Genomic DNA, 20,561 nt, shown 5'->3' on the forward strand with positions numbered 1-20,561 from the left:
ATTCTAAAATATGGCTGGTTGAGCACATTTCATTAATATAATATCTGCATTGGGCGTAGATATGCTGACAGCGCAGGAAATCCTCTCAACGACGTACCGTAAGATGAGAGAGGACCCCACCGAACTCTGCGTGTATGAAACGGATGGGGACAAATCCTATTCCAATTCAGAATTCCTCGCTATGATTGGCAGATGCACCAATTATCTCAAAGATGGCGGCATACTAAGGAAAGATGTTGTCGTTATCAACACCGGGCGTAGCGCGCTGCATTTCGCGTTTAGATATGCATGCATGAATATCGGGGCGATCTACTTCAGTTTGGATCCCTCAGTTCCGGAGCAGCGTGCCGAGATGATGATAGCATCAAGCGGTGCTAAGCTCGTGATCAGAAGGGATTTTTCGCTGCCTGAAGGTCTGCAATCAGATTTCGAACCAGAGGTTATATCCGATAATGAACCTGCATTTATCGTCTTCACATCCGGTTCCACCGGAACGCCCAAAGGGGTGCTTCAATCCAGGGAATGCATCTCGAATCTGGTCGAGACACAGATCGGGACCATCCCGTTAAAAATGACGGACAAAGTCGGAACGATCAGCAGCGTATCGTTCATCGTCTCAAATGTAGATCTCTACCCTACGTTCAACGGCGGTGCTTCCCTTTACATCATCGACGATGCCTTAAGAGGCGACATCCCTCGCATGCGTGCCTTTCTGGACAAGGTACGTCTGGATTACATGATCCTCATACCTAGATACTACGATGCTCTGGGAAGACCCTCATCGATCAGGAATGTGGTTTTCGGAGGAGACAAGGCAGGTGTTCAATCCCGTGTTGACGGTGTCAGGCTATTCAACTCCTATGGATTGTCTGAAGGATTAATCTGCATCGGCGAGGTAACAAACTATAATCTGGACCCTCCCCTCGGAGAACCGCCAGCTGGTAGTTCTATAACTGTGGAGGACGAGGATGGCAACCCTGCTGATGTGGGTGAAATCGTTTGTCGTGGCAGAGGCCTCTTGTTGGGATATCTCGACGATATGTCCGAAGGATATCCGGAGACGCCCATACGCGTCCTGCACACCGGAGATATCGGTAAGAGGATGGAGGATGGGATACACATCCTGGGCAGGATCGGGGAACAGGTGAAGATTAACGGCCATAGGGTCGAACCGGCCGAGACCAGATATGCTATGTCCACCATAGATGGTGTTGACGATGCGGCAGTTGCCGTCTTCCACAGACCCGACGGGAGCCCATATCTGTGCGGTTTCTATACTGGAAAGATAGAACCAGAGAAGCTCCGTGGCGAGCTGATGAGCAAGATCGATTCCTATCTCGTTCCCAGGCGCTTCGTCAGAATGGATTCCCTTCCGAGGAACTCCAACGGCAAGGTGGACATGCATGCACTGCCTGAGCCCGACCAATCGACACTGTTGACAGAGTATGTTGCTCCAAGCAATGATGCGGAGAGGACGCTGTGCGAGGCATTCTCCGAAGTCTTCGGAATAGAAGGCCTCGGCGTTGATGATGACTTCATCCGTCTGGGTGGAGACTCCCTCAGGGCGATTAAGCTGTCGTACATATGCAGGGATCACGGTCTGTCAGTGAGTATCGCGGACATCCTTTCCAGGCGCACCCCCCGGGCCTTGGCCGCATCTTCCGGAGGATTGGCGGAAACGCTGCTGTACACGCTCGAAACCGGATGCCCTCTCACAGGCGGAGCATTGGATGTCTACCTCGACATAGTGAGCGGCAGGTCGGACGCACCATACATAGTCAGCCTTGAGCATCCTATCCCCAAGGGTGTGAGAGACGAAGATGCAAGAGCGGTGATCGGGAAGCTTCTGGAGGTGTATCCCATTCTTACGGCCAGCATCTCGGATAAGAGTGGAGAACCGAGGTTCGTTTTCGGTTCCGTGCCGGAGGTTACCGTATCGAAAGAAAGGGTGCATGATATCAGAAGGCCCTTTATCCTCTCCGATAGTCTTGCGAGATTCAACATAGTGTCGGGCGATTGCATACAGGCAGCGTTCCACCACACGATCTCCGATGGTTTCAGCATAATGGTCCTGAATGAAGCATTGGAGAAGTTGTTCTCAGGTCTTTCCGTGGAAGCGGACATCGGATTCCTGAGGGATGCATCCTCATATGCGGATTTCGACATCAAGGGATCATTGGAATTCTTCAGAGGATTACTGGACGACATCTATGATATCCCTGAACCGGTACCAGATCCCAACGGCGCCAGCGGACACGTGGGCAGGAGTCTCACATCAAGTGTAAAACAGGTGGCGGAACGTGCCCGTTCATTGGGAACGACCCCTGCCAACCTTTTGACATCGGCTTTCGGATACACCCTGTCCAGATTCACCGGTTCATCGAAAGCTCTCTTCGGTACCATAGTAAACGGAAGGGACATCACAGGCTCGCTTTCCTCTGTAGGTATGTTCGCCCGCACTTTGCCCTTGGTCGTGGACTGCCACGATCGGTCCGTGGCCGAATTCCTGAGGGAGACGAATGATACGATCATATCGGTGATATCGAACCAGCGCTGTCCGTTCCATGCCATCGCCAGTGAGTTCGGTATGGATTTCAGCGTGGTTTTCAACCACCTGTCCGGTCTGGAGACGGTGCGTCTCGAGGACAGGGAGATCGTCGCCGACATATCATTCGACGTGTTCGTATCCGGGGACACTTATAATCTGTCCTGTACGCACTCGCAAAAGTACACGGATGACACTGTCCAGAGGATGGCCGAGACCTTCGACAGAATCGTTGCAGGATTGATAGGATGCGAAAGACTGTCCGATATAGGATATACCTCGGAGGAAGAGCTCGATATCTTGGATTCCATCAGTGATACCGCTGTTCCGTTGAAGTTCAACGACATCACAAAAGCATTCAGACAATCCGTATCGGAACATGCCGACAGAACTCTGCTGACCTATCTAGATCACAACTACACCTACTCCGAGGTCGATAGGATCTCGGACTCCATAGCATCCGCACTCGTAGGTCAGGGTGTGACCAGCGGAGACAGTGTAGCCGTCATGGTCCCTAGGTCGGAATGGTATCTCCTCGGTGCCCTCGGCGTGTTGAAGACGGGTGCGGCATATGTCCCGATCGACACATCCTATCCGGACGAGCGTGTATCATTCATGCTCAGTGATTCGTTCTCTAAAGCGGTAATATGCACTGCCGAGACCAGAGAACGCTGCAAATCGCTTTCAGAGATCCCTATCGTCAGTTGCGACGAGGTCAAGACGTCCCGTTTCGGGCACAAGTCGATCTCGCCGACTGATACTGCCGTCATACTATACACATCCGGAACCACAGGAACGCCGAAGGGTTCTCTCATCACGCATCTTGCGGTCGAGAACTATTCAGAATTCTACAGCCGGGCAACATGCACATCTCCGGACCACAAGGTGGCGCTTTACCACAGTTTCGGTTTCGACGTACATCTGGAGAGCATGTTCTCCCCCATAATTTCAGGTGCATCGGTCGAGATCATACCCGAGGACGTGAGGCTGGACCTCGATCTTCTGTACGATTATGTTACCGACCATCGCATAGACAACCTCCACCTGCCTACAGTCATCGGCAGGATGTTCGCAGAGAAGCATCCCGAATGCGGACTGAGATATCTGGTGGTCGGAGGCGAGAAGTTCATGGACATGGCAGTCCTCCCAGACTACCCTGTCATGGAGAAGTACGGTCCCACAGAGGCCACCGTCTCGGTCACCTATCAGGTTCTGGACGCGAGGACATACACCGAATCGGTGGGTATTCCGATTCAGAACACCGCAGTCTATCTGCTGGACGCGGAACATCGCAGGGTCCCGATCGGGGCCGTAGCTGAGCTGTATTTGTCCGGATACCAGCTGTCATCAGGATATCTTAACAATCCCCAGAGAGAAGCTGAAGTGTTCTTCGACAATCCGTTCTGTAAGGAGAAGGGATACGAGAGGATGTACGCCACAGGGGACTTCTTCAGACTGCTCCCTGACGGTACTCTCGGAATAATAGGCAGAAGGGACGGACAGGTAAAGATCAGAGGCAACCGTGTGGAGCTCACAGAAGTCGAGTCCTGCATCAGAATGATGGAGGGCATTGACGATGTTACCGTCCAGCCCATCGTTCAGGACGATGGCTCCAAGGAGCTCTGCGCATACATCGTGACCTCTCCCTCTTCCGAGATAACCGCTGAACAGATCAGGGCGTTCGTATCCGAGCGCAAACCCGACTACATGGCGCCCTCGTTCGTCGTCGTCCTGGACAGCATACCTTTGAATGTTAACGGAAAGGTGGACAGACATGCGCTGCCAGAGCCCAACGAATCCCAACTCATAAGGGAATTCGTCGCACCGAGGAATAATACTGAGAAGGCCCTGTGCGATTCATTCTCTGTGGCCCTGGGCATCGACCGCATAGGCATAGAGGATGATTTCATCCGTCTGGGCGGAGATTCTTTGAAAGCTGTCAAAGCGGTCTCCGCATGCAGGTCGTTCGGACTCGAGATCAAAGTTTCGGACATCCTGGGCAGGCGTACCCCTAAAAGCATTGCATCATCCATATCACACATTCATACAGAATGCATCTACACATTGGAAACTGGATGCCCGTTGACAGGCGGCTCACTCGACATATATCTGGATGTGGAAAGCGGCAAATCGGATTCGGTATACGTCATCAATACGACATACCCCGTACCAGAAGGCATCTCTGATAAGCAGGTTCTGGATGCGATATCCGCGCTTATCGGTGTCCACCCTGTTCTGAGATCCAGAATCGTCATTCAGAATGGCGAGCCCTGGTTCGCCGTCGATGCAAAACCACTGATTACAGTCTCCGATTTACCTGTGGAAGACATCCGCAGACCATTCGAGCTGTCCGAATCTCTCAGCAGGTTCCATATCGTTTCGGGAAAGTATGTTCAGGCTGCATTCCACCATACGATATCCGACGGTCTTACCTCAGATATAGTCGGCAAGTCCCTAGAATCCATATTGAATGGAATCATTCCCGATCGTGATGTTGGATTCCTGAAGGACGCCTCCCTTTATGCATCATCCGAACAATCAGAGGAGTTTTTCATCGAGATGCTTTCCGACACGGAATTCACTCTGACAGAGGACCTGGAAGGCGAGATAGGTTTCGGACATGTCACCCTATCGCAACCTCTGGAGCGGATAATCGAGTCTGCCAGATCCCTCGGTACCACTCCGGCCAATCTCCTTTGTGCAGCGTTCGGATACACTCTATCAAAGTTCGCCGGAACGTCCGACGCGGTGTTCACACATATCGTCAACGGAAGGGACCTCACAGGTTCTGAGAATTCTGCAGGTATGCTGGTCCGCACCCTCCCACTGGCGTTGGACTGCAAAGACCGTACTGTCAAGGAATTCGTAACGGAGGCGTCGGAGAGGATCTTCGGCACGGTAGCGAACCAATTATGCCCTTTCCACCGTATAGTTAATGATCTGAACATAAGATTCGGAATCGTATTCAACCATCTCACAGGTGTTGAGCAACACGGCGATGCCGTCCTTTCCGGAATGAAAGAGAGGGACGTCATCGGGGATCTGACATTCAACCTCATCCAATCAGACGAATCGTACATTCTGGCGTACGTTCATTCCTCCAAGTATTCGGAGAGTACGGTCCAGAGTATGGTGCGCGCGTTCGATCTTGTCCTTTCGGGATTCATGTCATGCTCGCATCTGTCCGAAATTAGGTACGTCACATCAGAGGACCTGGACAAACTGGATTCCTTGAACGATACGGCTCGTTCGCTGAGATTCAACGATATACTTGAGGCCTTCAGCCATTCGGTGTCGGAGTATCCTGAGAGGAGGCTCCTTAGCTATCTTGACCGCAGTTACACGTATTCAGAGGTTGACAGGGTAACGGATTCCATAGCAGCCGCCCTGAGGGCATCCGGTGTGAACAAGGGGGATAACGTTGCGGTCCTGGTCCCAAGGTCGGAATGGTATCTGCTTTGCTCCATAGGTGCTTTGAAGACGGGTGCGGCATACGTACCCATCGACACATCCTACCCGGACGAGCGCGCATCGTTCATGATCGACGATTCATCTGCGAAAGCAATCCTATGCGTTGCTGAGACCATGGATCGTGCTTCCAGGCTTTCATCGGTGACAGTAATATGCTGCTCCGAATGCGCTGATGCGGAGTTCGAACCCGTAACGGTTTCTCCAGAAGATGCGGCCATCGTGCTGTACACATCGGGAACCACCGGTCAGCCCAAAGGTGCGGTGATCGGCCGCAGGGCCCTGATCAATCTCTCGGAGTGGTATGTATCATGCACGGACATGGTGCCCGACGACGTCTATTCTTTCTACACCGCCTATACCTTTGATATGCATGCCCTAGCATTGTACCCCGTTTTAGTCTGTGGAGCATCCTTGGACATAGTGCCCGAGGACATAAGGCTGGACATGCATGTGCTGAACGATCATTTTGTGAAAGCTCACACGACCCATACCTTCATGACCACGCATCTGGGCAGGATGCTGGCGGAGCTAGGTCTCGAATCCGATCTCAGGGTACTGTTTGTCGCTGGGGAGAAGCTTGGCAAGTTCGATGCCAGTACCCCGTACCAGGTCGTGGATGGGTACGGTCCAACCGAATCGCTTGCATTGGTCACACAGATACCGGTCAATGATAAGAAAGATCCCTCGTCTGTAGGAAGGTTCCAGTCCAACATCAAGGGATACATACTCGATGCAGAGCACCGCAGGGTGCCTGTAGGAGCGGTCGGCCAGCTGTTTCTCTCGGGATATCAGCTGTCATCCGGATATCTGAATGCTCCGGAGAGGAATGCTGAGGCATTCTTCAGCAACCCCTTCTGTAAAGAGAAAGGATATGAGAGGATGTACGCCACAGGGGATTTCTTCAGACTGCTCCCCGACGGTACTCTCGGAATAATGGGCAGAAGGGACGGACAGGTGAAGGTCCGCGGAAACCGTGTCGAATTGACGGAGGTCGAGTCATGCATAAGATCCATGGAAGGAATCGATGATGTCACTGTCCAACCCATCATCCAGAATGATGGTTCCAAGGAGCTTTGTGCTTACATAGCAATCTCTTCATCAGCGCCATCTGTTCCCACAGAACAGGTGAGGTCGTTCGTATCGGAGCGTAAGCCCGATTACATGGTGCCTTCGTTCGTCGTTGTCCTGGATCGCATACCTTTGAATGTTAACGGAAAGGTTGACAAGAGTGCGTTGCCTAAGCCGGACGTATCCGAACTTAAAGCAGAGTTCACAGCACCTGGGAATGATACAGAGAAGGCGCTGTGCGAAGCATTCTCTGTGGCCCTGGGCATCGATCGCATAGGCATAGACGACGATTTCATCCGCCTGGGCGGAGATTCTTTGAAAGCGGTTAAAGCGGTTTCAGTGTGCAGGTCGTCTGGAATGAAAATCCTTGTTTCAGATATACTGACCAAGCGTACCCCCAGAGCTATCGCTGCATCATCAGTCTCAGCATATACTGAAAACATCTACTCATTGGAAACAGGATGTCCGCTGACAGGCGGTTCCCTCGATGTATATCTGGACATCGAGAGCGGCAGGTCCGATTCAGTTTACATCATCGATGCGACATACCCCATGCCCGAAGGTACAACCGACAATCAGGCACTGGAGGCGATATCGACTCTTTTGGATGTCCACCCGGTCCTGAGGTCCAGGATAACGGTCGATAAAGGGGAGCCGTGGTTCTCTATCGATTCAGAACCGCAGATCACAGTCTCCGATTCTCCGGTGGATGATGTCCGCAGGCCATTCGAACTGTCCGAATCTCTCAGCAGGTTCCATATCGTTTCGGGAAAGTATGTGCAGGCGGCATTCCACCATACGATATCTGACGGCCTCACATCGAGCATCATAGGTAAGTCGCTCGAATCCATATTGAATGGAATCATTCCCGATCAGGATGTCGGATTCCTGAAGGACGCCTCCCTTTACGCATCATCCGAACAATCGGAGGAGTTCTTCAGCGATATGCTATCTGATACGGACTTCATTCTTACGGAAGGTCCGGACGGACATTTCGGTACGGGGCACATAATACTCTCCGAATCTCTTGACAGGATAGTTTCGTCGGCCAGATCCCTCGGTACCACTCCGGCCAATCTCCTTTGTGCAGCGTTCGGATACACTCTATCCAGGTTCTCAGGAACTCGCGATGCGGTTTTCACCCACACCGTCAACGGAAGGGACCTCACAGGTTCTGAGGGTTCCGCAGGAATGTTCGTTCGCACCCTCCCGCTTGCATTGGACTGCAGGGACCGTACTGTGGGTGAGTTCGTCTCGGAGGCATCGGAGAGGATCTTCGGCACGATATCGAACCAGCTCTGCACATTCCATAGCATAGCCAAGAATCTCGGCATAGGGTTCGGCGTGGTGTTCAACCATCTTACCGGAGTCGAACAGTACGGCGATGCTGTGTCTTCTGAAATGAAAGAGAGCGACATTATCGGCGACCTTACATTCAACCTTATTCAGTCAGACGGATCGTACATTCTGGCGTACGTTCATTCCTCCAGATATTCGGAGGGTACGGTCCAGAGGATGGCGCATGTATTCGATCATATCCTTTCGGGATTCATGTCATGCTCGTATCTTTCCGAGATTGGTTACACCTCGGCAGAGGATCTAGATATTCTGGATTCCATCAACCGTACCGCAGTACCGCTCAATTTCAGCACTGTACTGGATGCATTCAGGCACTCAGTATCTGAATTCCCGGACAGAGCTCTGCTATCGTACATGGGCCGCAGATACACCTATGCGGAGGTCGATAGGATCACGGATTCCATCGCGTCCTCACTGGCAGGACAGGGTGTGGGCATAGGAGATAGGGTGGCCATCGTGGTTCCTAGGTCGCAATGGTACCTCCTCTGTGCATTGGGCGTGATGAAAGCCGGTGCGTCATACATCCCAATCGATACATCCTATCCGGACGAGCGCATATCGTTCATGATAGACGATTCATCCGCGAAAGTGGTCCTGTGCACTTCTGAGATCAAAGGTCGCTGTGAATCCCTGACAGGCAGGCTGATTATAGGATGCGATGGTATTCAGCCATCAGAGTTCAAGCCTATGACGGTTCAGCCCACCGATGTCGCACTGATTCTTTACACATCGGGTACCACGGGCAGACCCAAGGGAACCCTCATATCGCATCGTGCAGTCGAGAACATATCGGAATGGACCGCGTATCGCTTCTCCCAGTCGTCAGAGGACGTATTGGGTATGCATTCCAGTTTCGGTTTCGATGCCCATCTCAATGCCCTCTTCGCCCCGTTCCTCACAGGCTCTGCTGTGGACATCGTCCCCGAGGAGTCCCGTCTTGACATCGATTCTCTGTATTCCCACATAGAGGGTGCGGGTATATCGGGTATGTTCCTGTCGACACAGCTCGGAAAACTGCTCATCGAGAAGCATCCAGAGGTAAAGCTCAGGAATGTGATATTAGGCGGGGAGGCGTTGGGGAAGTTCGGTGTGTTCACCGATGTCAACGTCATCGACGGATACGGCCCGACAGAGAACACCGCCTGCACGTCATCGATATCGGTCTCGGAACGTAATTACAGCAGTTCCGTGGGAATACCGAATATGAATTCCAAAGTGTACATCCTGGACAGCGAACGCCGCAGGGTACCTGTCGGTGCCGTGGGCGAACTGTACGTCTCAGGATACCAGCTTTCCTCAGGATACCTCAATAATCCGGAGAAGAACTCAGAGGTGTTCCTTGACAACCCGTTCTGCGATGAGGAGGGTTATGAGAGGATGTATGCCACAGGCGACTTCTTCAGACTGCTCCCGGACGGCACCCTCGGCATCATAGGAAGAAGGGATGGACAGGTGAAGATACGCGGAAACCGTGTGGAGCCTACCGAAGTCGAAGCATGCATAAGATCCATGGAAGGCATCGGCGATGTCATCGTCCAGTCTATCGTCCAGAACGACGGTTCCAAGGAGCTCTGTGCATACGTCGTACTGCATTCAGCATCAGGCCAGCATATCTCTGGGGAATCCGTGAGGTCGTACGTGGCCGAGCGCAAGCCCGACTATATGGTCCCTTCCTTCGTGATAATCCTTGAGAAGATCCCGCTTAACGTTAACGGTAAGGTCGATATGAGCGCCTTACCGAAGCCGGATATATCGAGCCTCAGGAAGGAGTACACAGCGCCTAGGAACGATATCGAGAAAGTCCTGTGCGACGCATTCTCTTCAGCTCTTGGTATTGAAGGCATAGGTATCGACGATGACTTCATGCGTTTGGGCGGGGACTCCCTGAAAGCGATCAGAGCGGTATCATCATGCAGGTCGCAGGGCATAGAGATCAAGGCGAAGGACGTGGTGTCCCTGCGCACCGTGCGCGCTATCTCCTCCACAGTATCGTCGGCCGCCGATATGGGCTCCTCTGTAGGAAATATCGGGGAGATACCCATTCACAGCATATTCCTGAAATCGGGCACAGCTGATCAGAGGGACACATTCGTACAGCACATGGATCTGCTCTGTCCGCAGTCTTTGGACGAGGGCATCCTCCAGCATGCCATAGATGCCGTCACGGACAGACATGATATGCTCCGTGCCATCTACGACGGAAGGCCGAGGATAAGGGACCAGGGTATCAGGGTCTGCGATGTAACGCTGGTGGAAGCATTCTCGGAGGACGACATCCTGTCATCCTCAGCATTCGCGTTAAGCACGTTGTCACTTTCAGAGGGCAGGCTGATGGCATGTCTTCTCATATCGTACGAGGGCAGGAGATACATCCGCCTCATGATCAACCATATAGCCGTGGACGGGGTGTCATGGAACATCATACTGTCGGACCTGTCCGAATGCATCTCTGCAGCCATTGACGGAAGGGAACCGTCCCTGCCGCCCAGGACCATGCCCATAAGGGATTGGATCGCCAGGGGATACCAACCGACAGAATCCGAGAGGCGCTACTGGGATAAGGTAAAGATAGATGCCAATGTTCCCGAGCTGGAGTCCGAGCCGTTCTCCATCAGCTTGCCCCTTTCTGCCGAGAACCGCTACGGCATCGGGAAACAGGACATATTGCTGACCGCATTTGCTGAATCCTTCAAGGATATCACGGGAACAGATCTGGTGCTGAGGATGGAGGGTCACGGAAGGGACCACGATGTCGAGCGCACCGTGGGATGGTTCACTTGCATGTATCCGCTGGTGCTGTCCACGACCGGCGATCCTGTACGCGATGTCTTCTCTGTGAGGAAGGCCAGACGCTCCGTACCGAAAGGAGGCAGGGGATACGGATATCTAAGAAACGATCTTCCGCCCATAACGTTCAATTATCTCAGTTCGGCCTTCAGCTATTCTGACAGCCTCCTAGAGGCTGTTAGGTTACCTATCAGCTATCAGGAACCCCCGGACATGGGCGAATTGCTATCATTCAATATCGCAGAGACCGATGACGGCCTCATAATATCGGGCAGATGTCCGATGCAGCTGCCGATCTTCGAGACAATAAAGAACAGGCTGGGATCGATCTTGCAGGCCTTGGCGGAATCTTTATCGGCCCCGCTCTCTGGACCACAGCTCAATGTGTATCTCGACGAGATGGCCAATGACAAGGGGACAGCATACTCTGCTCCCGGAATGTTCCCGATTCCGGAAGGAGCATCCGATGACGACATTCTCCATGCGATAGACGCTGTTCTGGATGCACACCCCGTCCTATCGATGCACATATCCGAGGTCGGAGGCGAACCGTGGTTGGTGCCCGGTAACAGACCGATTATTGAAAAATCATCGGATGACGAGTTCCTCCGTCCGTTCAACTTCTCTGAATCCCTGTGCAGGTTCCGCATAGTGCCCGGATACATTCAGTGGAACGTCCACCATGTGATAATGGATGCAGAGTCAAGAAGAATACTCATCCGCGATCTCGGAATGGCCTTTGAAGGAGTCCAGATACCGGCGGAATACGGATTCCTGACATCCGCCGCAGACCAGCCTGATGCGGATTACCAGGAGGATGCCCTTTCTTATTATGATGGCGTCATAGAGGACATCGAACTGCCTGTGGAGGACGGCAACGGTGTGAAAGGTTCATTCGAGATGCCGATCCCAATCACTTCAAGAGACATCCCTTCGGGCATGACCGCTGGAGGATTCTTCACAGCTGTGTTCGGTTACACCCTGTCTAGATTCACTGGTTCCACGCAGGCGGTGTTTCCGATGACCGAGAAGGGAAGAAACGCCGAGGGCACCGAGGATGCTGTGGGCATGTTCGTCAATACATTCCCTGTATCGATCGATTGTAGCGACCGTCCGGTATCGGAGTTCCTGAACTCATCGATGGATTCGATCCTTTCCTCGATGTCCCATTCCAAGGTCCCGTTCATGGATGTTGCAGGACGCTACGGATTGACCATGAAAGTTTCCTTCGAGTTCCTCGCAGACATCAACTCCAGCATACGCTCGATAACATCGGCTGCAAGCGGAGATTCTTCCGGCCATGGGATCTATTCGGCTGATTGGGTATCGGACCTGGCCATCTATGTCACCGAATCCAATGACGGTTTCATGGCATCATTGGAGCATTCCGGAAGGTACTCGCAAAGAACGTGCGAGCGTTTCCTGCATGCGTTTAATGAGATTGCAAAGGGTCTGATAGCCTGCGAGAGGCTGTCGGACATCCAATACACATCTTCGGAGGACATAGACATCCTCGATTCCATCAACGACACAGCTGCTCCGCTGAGATTCAACAATATCCTGGAAGCGTTCAGACATTCGGTTTCGGAGTACCCGGACAGGACCCTCCTTACCTACATGGATCGTAGCTACACCTACACAGAAGTAGATGTTATCTCGGATTCCATAGCGACCACCCTAAAGTCATCAGGCGTGATCAGAGGAGATAATGTAGCGATCATGGTTCCGAGATCGGAATGGTATCTTATCTGCGCAATCGGCGTGATGAAGACGGGAGCGGCATACGTCCCTATCGACATATCGTATCCTGACGAGCGTATATCGCATATGTTGAACGACTCATCCTCGAAAGCCGTTGTAGTAACAGGAGAGACCAAAGAACGCTGCGGTTCTCTGACCGGACTCCCGACCGTAGGCTGTGAAGGGTTAGAACCCTCCCATTTCACGCCGGTATCAGTCTTGCCGACCGATACGGCAGTCATCCTTTACACATCCGGTACCACAGGTAAGCCGAAGGGTTCCAAGATACCGCACCAGTCACTGGAGAACTTCAGTGAATGGACCTCCTCCTACACCGATTTCAAGAGCGGGGATGTGTTCGCGCTGTTCGCATCGGTAGCGTTCGATATGCATACCATGTCGTTGTACCCGCCGATATTCACCGGAGGTTCGGTGGACATAGTTCCGGAGGACATCCGTCTGGACATCCATCGTCTGAATGAGCATTTCGTGTCCCGCGGAGTGACGCATACATTCATCACAACCAACTTGGGGAAGATGTTCGCATCCAGTGTCAAAGCGTCCACATTGCGTTGCCTGGCCTATGGAGGGGAGAAACTCGGCGAATTCACTGCACCGGATTTCATCGGTGCTTTGGAGACGTACGGGCCGTCGGAGAATCTTGCGGTCAGTGCGGCGATCCCGGTAAACGAACGTGCATATAGCTCGTCTGTCGGCCATCTTATCCAGAACGTTAAGGGATACATACTCGATGCGGACCATCGCAGGGTACCTGTGGGAGCGGTAGGAGAACTGTTCCTGTCAGGATATCAGTTGTCATCAGGTTATCTCAACAATCCCGAAAGGAACGCCGAGGCGTTCTTCGGCAACCCATTCTCCGATGAGAAGGGATACGAGAGGATGTACGCTACCGGAGACTTCTTCAGGCTGCTCCCGGACGGTACGCTCGGCGTCATAGGCAGAAGGGACGGACAGGTGAAGATACGCGGTAACCGTGTCGAACTGACGGAGGTCGAGGCATGCATCAAGGCAATGTCCGGAATAACCGGCGTCACCGTGCAGCCTATAGCCTCCGCGAGCGGAACCAAGGAGCTCTGCGCATATGTGGTCGCATCATCTGCGACATCTGTATCCGACATTCAGAAGTTCGTCTCAGAAAGGAAGCCGGACTACATGGTACCGTCGTTCGTCATCAAGCTAGACCGGATCCCTCTGACGGTCAACGGTAAGGTGGACAAACGTGCACTGCCTGAGCCGGATCTATCCGTGCTCAGCTCCGATTATTCGGAGCCGAGGGATGAGGATGAGCGCATCCTCTGCAGAGCATTCGCTGAGGCCTTAGGTCTCGAAAGAGCGGGAATCGATGACGACTTCCAGCGTCTGGGCGGCGATTCGCTCAAAGCTACTTGGATCGCATCGATCTTCAACGAGAAATCCGGCAAGCATGTCTTCGCCCGCGATATCATGAGGAAGCGCACCGTGAGGGCGATTCTTTCAGAGCAGGAAGCCAAGGACAAGATACAGAGCTTCGTCTACGACATGGACAAGGGACATCCTCCTTCGTTCTCGCAGATGGACGTCATAAAGTACATGCTGGTATCGAATCTCAGCCTTAACATCGCCACCATGGTGACTCTGCCACCGTTCATCAGTTTCGACATGGTGTACAAGGCTGTTGAAGCCTTGATACAGACGACTCCCGACCTCCGCATGCATATGATCGCCAAGAGCGAGAGGGACGTGACCGTAAGATACGATGCGCACATCGATATCGAGACCGCTCAATGCGACCCGGAGGAGTTCGCAAAGACCTTCGTCAGACCCTTCACACCGTTCGGCCCGTGTCTGTCGAGATTCGCGGTAGTGGAATGGGAGGGGCAATGTACCCTGTTCATCGACATCTGCCATTTGGCCTTCGACGGGCGTTCCATCGCTCCTCTGGCGATGCGCATACAGTCCATAATGACCGGCACCATACCTCCGATCGATGACGGAGTGATCCGTCAGGCAGGATATGACAATGCATACATGCTGACCGAGACGTTCAAGAGGAGGGCCGCAGAGTTCCTCCAGACGTTGGAAGGAAGCGACGATACCTATGATGACGGAGTGGTGAGTGAGGATGACAGTGGTGTAGTCCAGATGCCCCTTTCCATAAGCGCTGCGGATATGAAGCATGTCACGCAAAAGCTCAACTGCGGCCCGGCGGACGTGTTCTATATGGCGGAGGCATATGCGCTCAACCGCGTGTACGGCAAGGACAAGATGTTCTACATCATCGAGGACGGAAGGGGAGAGGTCGATGTGGAAGATTCGGTCGGAGTGTTCATGAGGCTCCATCCGATATGGATAACCAAAGACTCCGACGATCTGATGGGATATGTAGAGAGTGCGGTCAAACAGGTCGACAGGACCCTCCAGTATCTGGACATCCCGCTGCTGCCCATATTCGAAGCACGTCCCACGATATATCCGGATGTGGTGATCCAGTTCGAGAATTACAAGATCGGCGAAGGAGAATCGGAGGGCTCGATGGGAGGCGGACTGGCCGCCAGACAGTTGCCCGCACTGTCACGTTCCCCGTTCAGGATGCACTCAGTCGTCGTACCTCACGGCGACGGATTTGCAATCGGGACCACCTATGCGGAATACCAGTCCGGAAAAGTGGTCAATCAGATAGTAATGGAGTTCGACGGGTTCCTCAGTGAGCTCGCAGAGCACATACGCTGACAGGCTGCAGAGACCTTGTCCTATTGGTCCGAATTTACATTTTAGAGGCACCAAGTAGGACGCGTCCGTTGGATCAGAAGGAAGATTGGGGGCTGAGCCCCCGTTTCTTAATCGGTTTCAGGCCCTCTTGGACCTGATGACGTAGAACGCTACCGCGACCACGATCAGGATGGTGCCGTCCAGTTTATACCAAAGGTTATCACCGCATTCTGACCGTCCTCACCGGGATCGGCGGCAGCTTCCTCCGCATCGGGCATTATCATGAATGCGGAGAATATGAGCATCACGATTGTGATGGCGATTATGAACTTCGTATTGCTGAGATGTTTGGACATGTTACTCAATCCTTTGGTATGCTCTTGTTCCAGCTTCCATTTGTTTAATGGTCATTTCTGATGTCTTAATAGTTTAAACATTGTCTGTGTTGGAATATTTTCTTTTTTCACAATCAATTCCGGGCGCTGACGAGAATCCGCACGCGGGTCTCGATGGGTATGCCTGTCGGCATCCTCAGTTTTCAAAAAGCCGCCCGACAGTACGCAACATTCCGAAGGACGATGACGAATGTATGTAGAGACGGAATAAATAGCGTCGATAGATACAAAAATTCATCAACGATTATATCGAAAAATCATCAATAATCAATCCGAAAAATCATCAATAATGTATATTGTCCAACCGATGCTACGTTCATGACCCTGAAGAAGGAAGGATACGTCCCAAGACTCATAGACAGCGAAGTGGAGAGGTGTCTGTCTCTCTTCGGTGCAGTCAATATCACAGGGCCCAAATGGTGCGGGAAGACCTGGACGTCATACAACTGCTGCAATAGCGCTATCCTCATAGCCGATCCGAAAGGGAACTATCAGAACCGCAGGCTGGCCATGACGGATCCTACCCTTATCTTCAAGGACGACCTCCCCCAGCTTATCGATGAATGGCAGGACGTCCCGGGCATCTGGGATGCTGTGAGATACAGGATCGACGATGTGGACGTGCGTATGGACGCAGAATAAAATGATGTCTGGGTCGTGAGAAGGGACCGAACAGTTCAAACCACGTCATTTTGCACCGTATCCTGGCAGAAGCTATGCCAATGTTTACCAGAAATCGATGACAATGTAACCTTTGCGGGTCATTTTTTATGGAATAATGGCGCCGAGAGAGAGAGATGCAGAACGCTCCGAGCCAGCTTGAATGAGCGCTTCGCCATAAGGCGGGGTTTCCACAAGTTGTTTGGCAGCCTCTCTTCGCCATGTCTTGCAGAAATCTGCAACTATTAGACTTTTAATCCCACGTTAGACGGGTGATCCGCCGTGTTTTCGCATGTTGTCTAAACCCCTTCAATACACCATTGCGAGGAATAGACATGGCAATAGGAAACATAGGAAACGATGTCATTCAGACATAGGAACAGCAGCACAGCCCATCAAGAACGAGCACCCTCCCGTGAGGGACAACGTATGACCTTCTCCAGGGGATCCTTTAGGGTCTCCCTGGACATGAACTCCTTCTGGGACAGAAGGACCGAGCAGTACGGCGACTACACTGCCGGAATCTCACTGTTCAACAACCAGAGGTACAGTTTGATTCCCACCGATCCCAAGATCATCCTGGAGTTCGCGGATTGGCTTATGTGCCGGCCTGGGAGGCAAGCGGGGGGTTTATTGTCTCGGAAAAAGCGTGATTTCCGTCATTTGAGGCTCGCATCCGCCATTTTTCCCACTTTCTCAACTAATGATTCGGCCCATGCGTAAAACTTTTGCAGATACCGGTCCAGCGGCTTGAATACCAGGTATATCCTTGCCTTATCGATGAATACGCAGACTATGAACACCACCACCGTCACGGCTATGACGATCAACGGGTAGAGGGCATTTCCGAAGTATTCTGGAAGCCCGAGCCACTCATTCCATAGATGATAGTGCATGATGGGGTTCTCGTGTATCAGGTATACGCCGAACATGGATGCCGCTACCCAGTTCACGGCCTTGCTGGTTTTCGGTTTTTTGTTGAGGAAATACAGGAAGGTCGCGAAGCCGAGCAGGAGCGTGATGCCGCTCATCTTCCCCATGTAGATATTGACCATACCCTGGAAGTCGTTGTATCCCAGATCGAGGAAGAGCGGAACTGGTAGGAACAATATCAGGAATATGAACAGTCTGTCGAAGAACTTCCCTTTGGGGGCTATCAGGCACAGCAGCGCTCCCCCGATGAAAACGATCAAAACGATGATGAGCTGTGGGATCCAGTCCCATCCGAGGCTCCTGTCATATACCAGGAATGTCACGGCAAAGGATAGTGCCAGCGTTGCAATCAACGCGTAAGCAAGTGTGAAGCCGCTGGTCTTTTTGCTGCTTATTATCGGCTGCGGGTGCAGGCTGATGAATGCGCCGATGCAGTAAAGGGTAATCAGCGATAGGTGCTTGGATACCACCGGTGCCCCATCGATGGTGATATTGTGGATGGAAAAGAGCCCCCAGGTGACGATTAGCATGCCGGTGCACAGCGCCAGGTGGGCCTTGGTCGATATGGTGTGGAGACACAAGTTGATTAGCGGTGAAAGTAGGACAAGTATCAGATATGAGCTAATGAACCAATATTCGTCCGATATAATCGGGAAGAGCATATCCAGGATGTATTCTTCATTAACGGTATTGCCGAAGAACAGAATACCGCAAAGCCTGATAGTTATCGAGAAGAACCAGACCTCCATCAGGAGTTTGAGTATTTTTGTGACCGTTATCTTCTGATTGGCCATGAAGTACCCGGTGATCAGCGTGAAGATCACGACACCGGCAAGCCCCAGTGTGCATCCGAATGAGTAGGTCAGGACGCTTATATCGGGGGAGTCGGGGAAAGATCCGTTGGTGAAGATGATCTGATGGAACGCTATTATCATCAGCATCGCAATTATTCTGGCCATTTCCAGATTGGAGTTGCGGGGCAGTTTGCTCTTGGACGTTGCACCTTCCACGGGTTCACCCGATTGTTGGTTCATTAAGGGAAGAATAAGGATTTTTTCTTTAACAGTTTCGAAGACGAATTGTTAAGTATTATTGACTGTCAGACCATCTATGAATAATGGGAATGGCCGTCAGGCCGTATGGTCTTTCAACCGCTTCTCATGATGCCATCGCCGTTTCCTTTCCAAACAGATCCGTTCAGGTACCGGGCGGGCGGTTCGATTCCGATGCCTCAGTCCATGGAACTGAGTTGAGAGGATGTTTCTGTTTCGATGTATCTGATATCGACCCGGATAAAGTGTATGCTTCGTCATAAGATGGGGCTTCCACAAGCTGTTTGGTAGCCTTTAGCAGAGCGTCAGAGATGAAGAACAGGGACGTTACCCAATGGAATTGTCACAAAAAACGGGTAATGCAGGAAGCAACACAAGGGTACCAGAAGGTAAAGATGGCGCCGAGAGAGAGATTCGAACTCCCGAGGGCGAGGCCCAGCGGTTTTCGAGACCGCCGCCATACCGGGCTTGGCTATCTCGGCTTAGATGCCCCGACATAATTAGTCTATTAAATATCTTCGTCTATCGCTGTCTAATGACTGATATCACCGATCAGATCAAAGCGGCGAAAGCGGCCACAGTCGGAATGTCCGTCCTGTCCACAGAAGTCAAGGACAGGGCGCTGGAGGCAATGGCGGTAGCTCTCGATGGGAGCCGTTCAACCATCCTCGAGGAGAACAGGAAGGACCTGGACGAAGCGAGGGACAAGATACCTAAGCCGATGTACAAGCGCATGGTCGTGGATGACGCAAAGATCGACGATATGGTCAAAGGAATAAGGAGCGTGGAATCCCTGAAGGACCCCGTAGGGGGCACGATGTCCACCATTGAACTGGACGACGGTCTCACGCTCTATCAGGTCAGCTGTCCCGTGGGGATGCTGGGCGTGGTGTTCGAATCCCGCCCCGACGTCGTCCCCCAGATCATGTCCCTCTGCCTGAAGTCAGGCAACTGCGTGGCGTTCAAGGGAGGAAGCGAGGCCCATCGCACCATCAAGGCGATATTCGATGTCCTCAGGAAGGCTGCGGCGACAGCTGGCGTCAGCGATTCAGCATTCGTGCTCCTGGAGTCCAGGGAGGACTTCAGGGAGATTCTCGACATGGACGGCTACATAGACCTCCTGATCCCCCGCGGTTCCAACAGCTTCGTGAAATACGTCCAGGAGAACACCAGGATCCCGGTGCTCGGTCACGCAGCAGGCATCTGCCACATCTATGTGGATTCGGAATGCGATCAGTCGATGGCGGTGGAGGTAGCGACGGATTCCAAGGTGCAGTACCCCGCTGTCTGTAATGCGGTGGAGAACATCCTCGTGGATTCGAAGATCGTGGAGGAGTTCCTTCCCAAGCTCGCCTCCTCTCTCACGGAGAAGGGAGTGGAGATCAGGGGTGACGACCGTGTGAGGTCGATCGTCAAGGAGGCCGTCCAGGCCACGGAAGATGATTGGTACGAGGAGTACGGCGACCTAATAGTCGCGGTCAAAGTCGTAGATTCGCTCCAGGAGGCCATAGACTTCATCAACTCTCACAGCTCGCATCATACCGATGCGATCATCACAAGCAATATGCAGAAGGCATCGGTGTTCGTCAAGATGGTCGATTCCGCTGACGTGTTCGTCAACGCGTCCACGCGCTTCGCGGACGGCTACAGGTTCGGCAAGGGAGCCGAGGTCGGGATAAGCACCAACAAGATACATGCTCGCGGCCCCATGGGAATGGAGGGCCTGATGATCTACAAGTATGTGCTCATAGGCAACGGCCAGGTCGTCAAGGACTACGTCGGCAGGGATGCCAAGGCGTTCACGCACAAGAGACTGGACTCGGAGTGTCCTTTGAGGTGATA

The 20,561-nt window shown here is 52.5% G+C and carries 5 protein-coding genes and 1 tRNA gene; 3 read left to right on the top strand and 3 right to left on the bottom strand.

Annotation, left to right across the window (positions count from 1 at the left end):
- Positions 1–103: 103 nt before the first annotated feature.
- A complete protein-coding gene (locus PED39_03820; GenBank protein WII08342.1) occupies positions 104–15,700 on the top strand; it encodes an amino acid adenylation domain-containing protein in 15,597 nt (5,198 codons plus the stop codon).
- Between the two features lie 164 nt (positions 15,701–15,864).
- On the opposite strand, the gene PED39_03825 is transcribed toward PED39_03820, so the two are convergent.
- A complete protein-coding gene (locus PED39_03825; protein ID WII08343.1) occupies positions 15,865–16,035 on the bottom strand; it encodes a hypothetical protein in 171 nt (56 codons plus the stop codon).
- 357 nt (positions 16,036–16,392) lie between these two features.
- Between PED39_03825 and PED39_03830 the strand changes: the two genes are divergently transcribed.
- Positions 16,393–16,716, top strand: a complete 324-nt coding sequence (locus PED39_03830) for a hypothetical protein (protein ID WII08344.1) — start codon at positions 16,393–16,395, stop codon at positions 16,714–16,716.
- A gap of 677 nt (positions 16,717–17,393) precedes the next feature.
- On the opposite strand, the gene PED39_03835 is transcribed toward PED39_03830, so the two are convergent.
- Entirely contained in the window at positions 17,394–18,677 is a 1,284-nt protein-coding gene (locus PED39_03835; GenBank protein WII08345.1) for an acyltransferase, read from the bottom strand.
- Positions 18,678–19,115: 438 nt separating this feature from the next.
- Positions 19,116–19,201 (bottom strand) — tRNA-Ser (locus tag PED39_03840).
- A 53-nt stretch (positions 19,202–19,254) separates the two neighbouring features.
- On the opposite strand from PED39_03840, the gene PED39_03845 reads away from it, so the two are divergent.
- The gene (locus tag PED39_03845; GenBank protein ID WII08346.1) at positions 19,255–20,559 is read left to right on the top strand and encodes a glutamate-5-semialdehyde dehydrogenase; all 1,305 of its coding nucleotides are present in this window, start codon (positions 19,255–19,257) and stop codon (positions 20,557–20,559) included.
- The last annotated feature ends 2 nt before the right edge of the window (positions 20,560–20,561 follow it).

The organism is Methanomassiliicoccales archaeon LGM-RCC1 (assembly GCA_030168575.1).
Taxonomy (GTDB): domain Archaea; phylum Thermoplasmatota; class Thermoplasmata; order Methanomassiliicoccales; family Methanomethylophilaceae; genus Methanoprimaticola.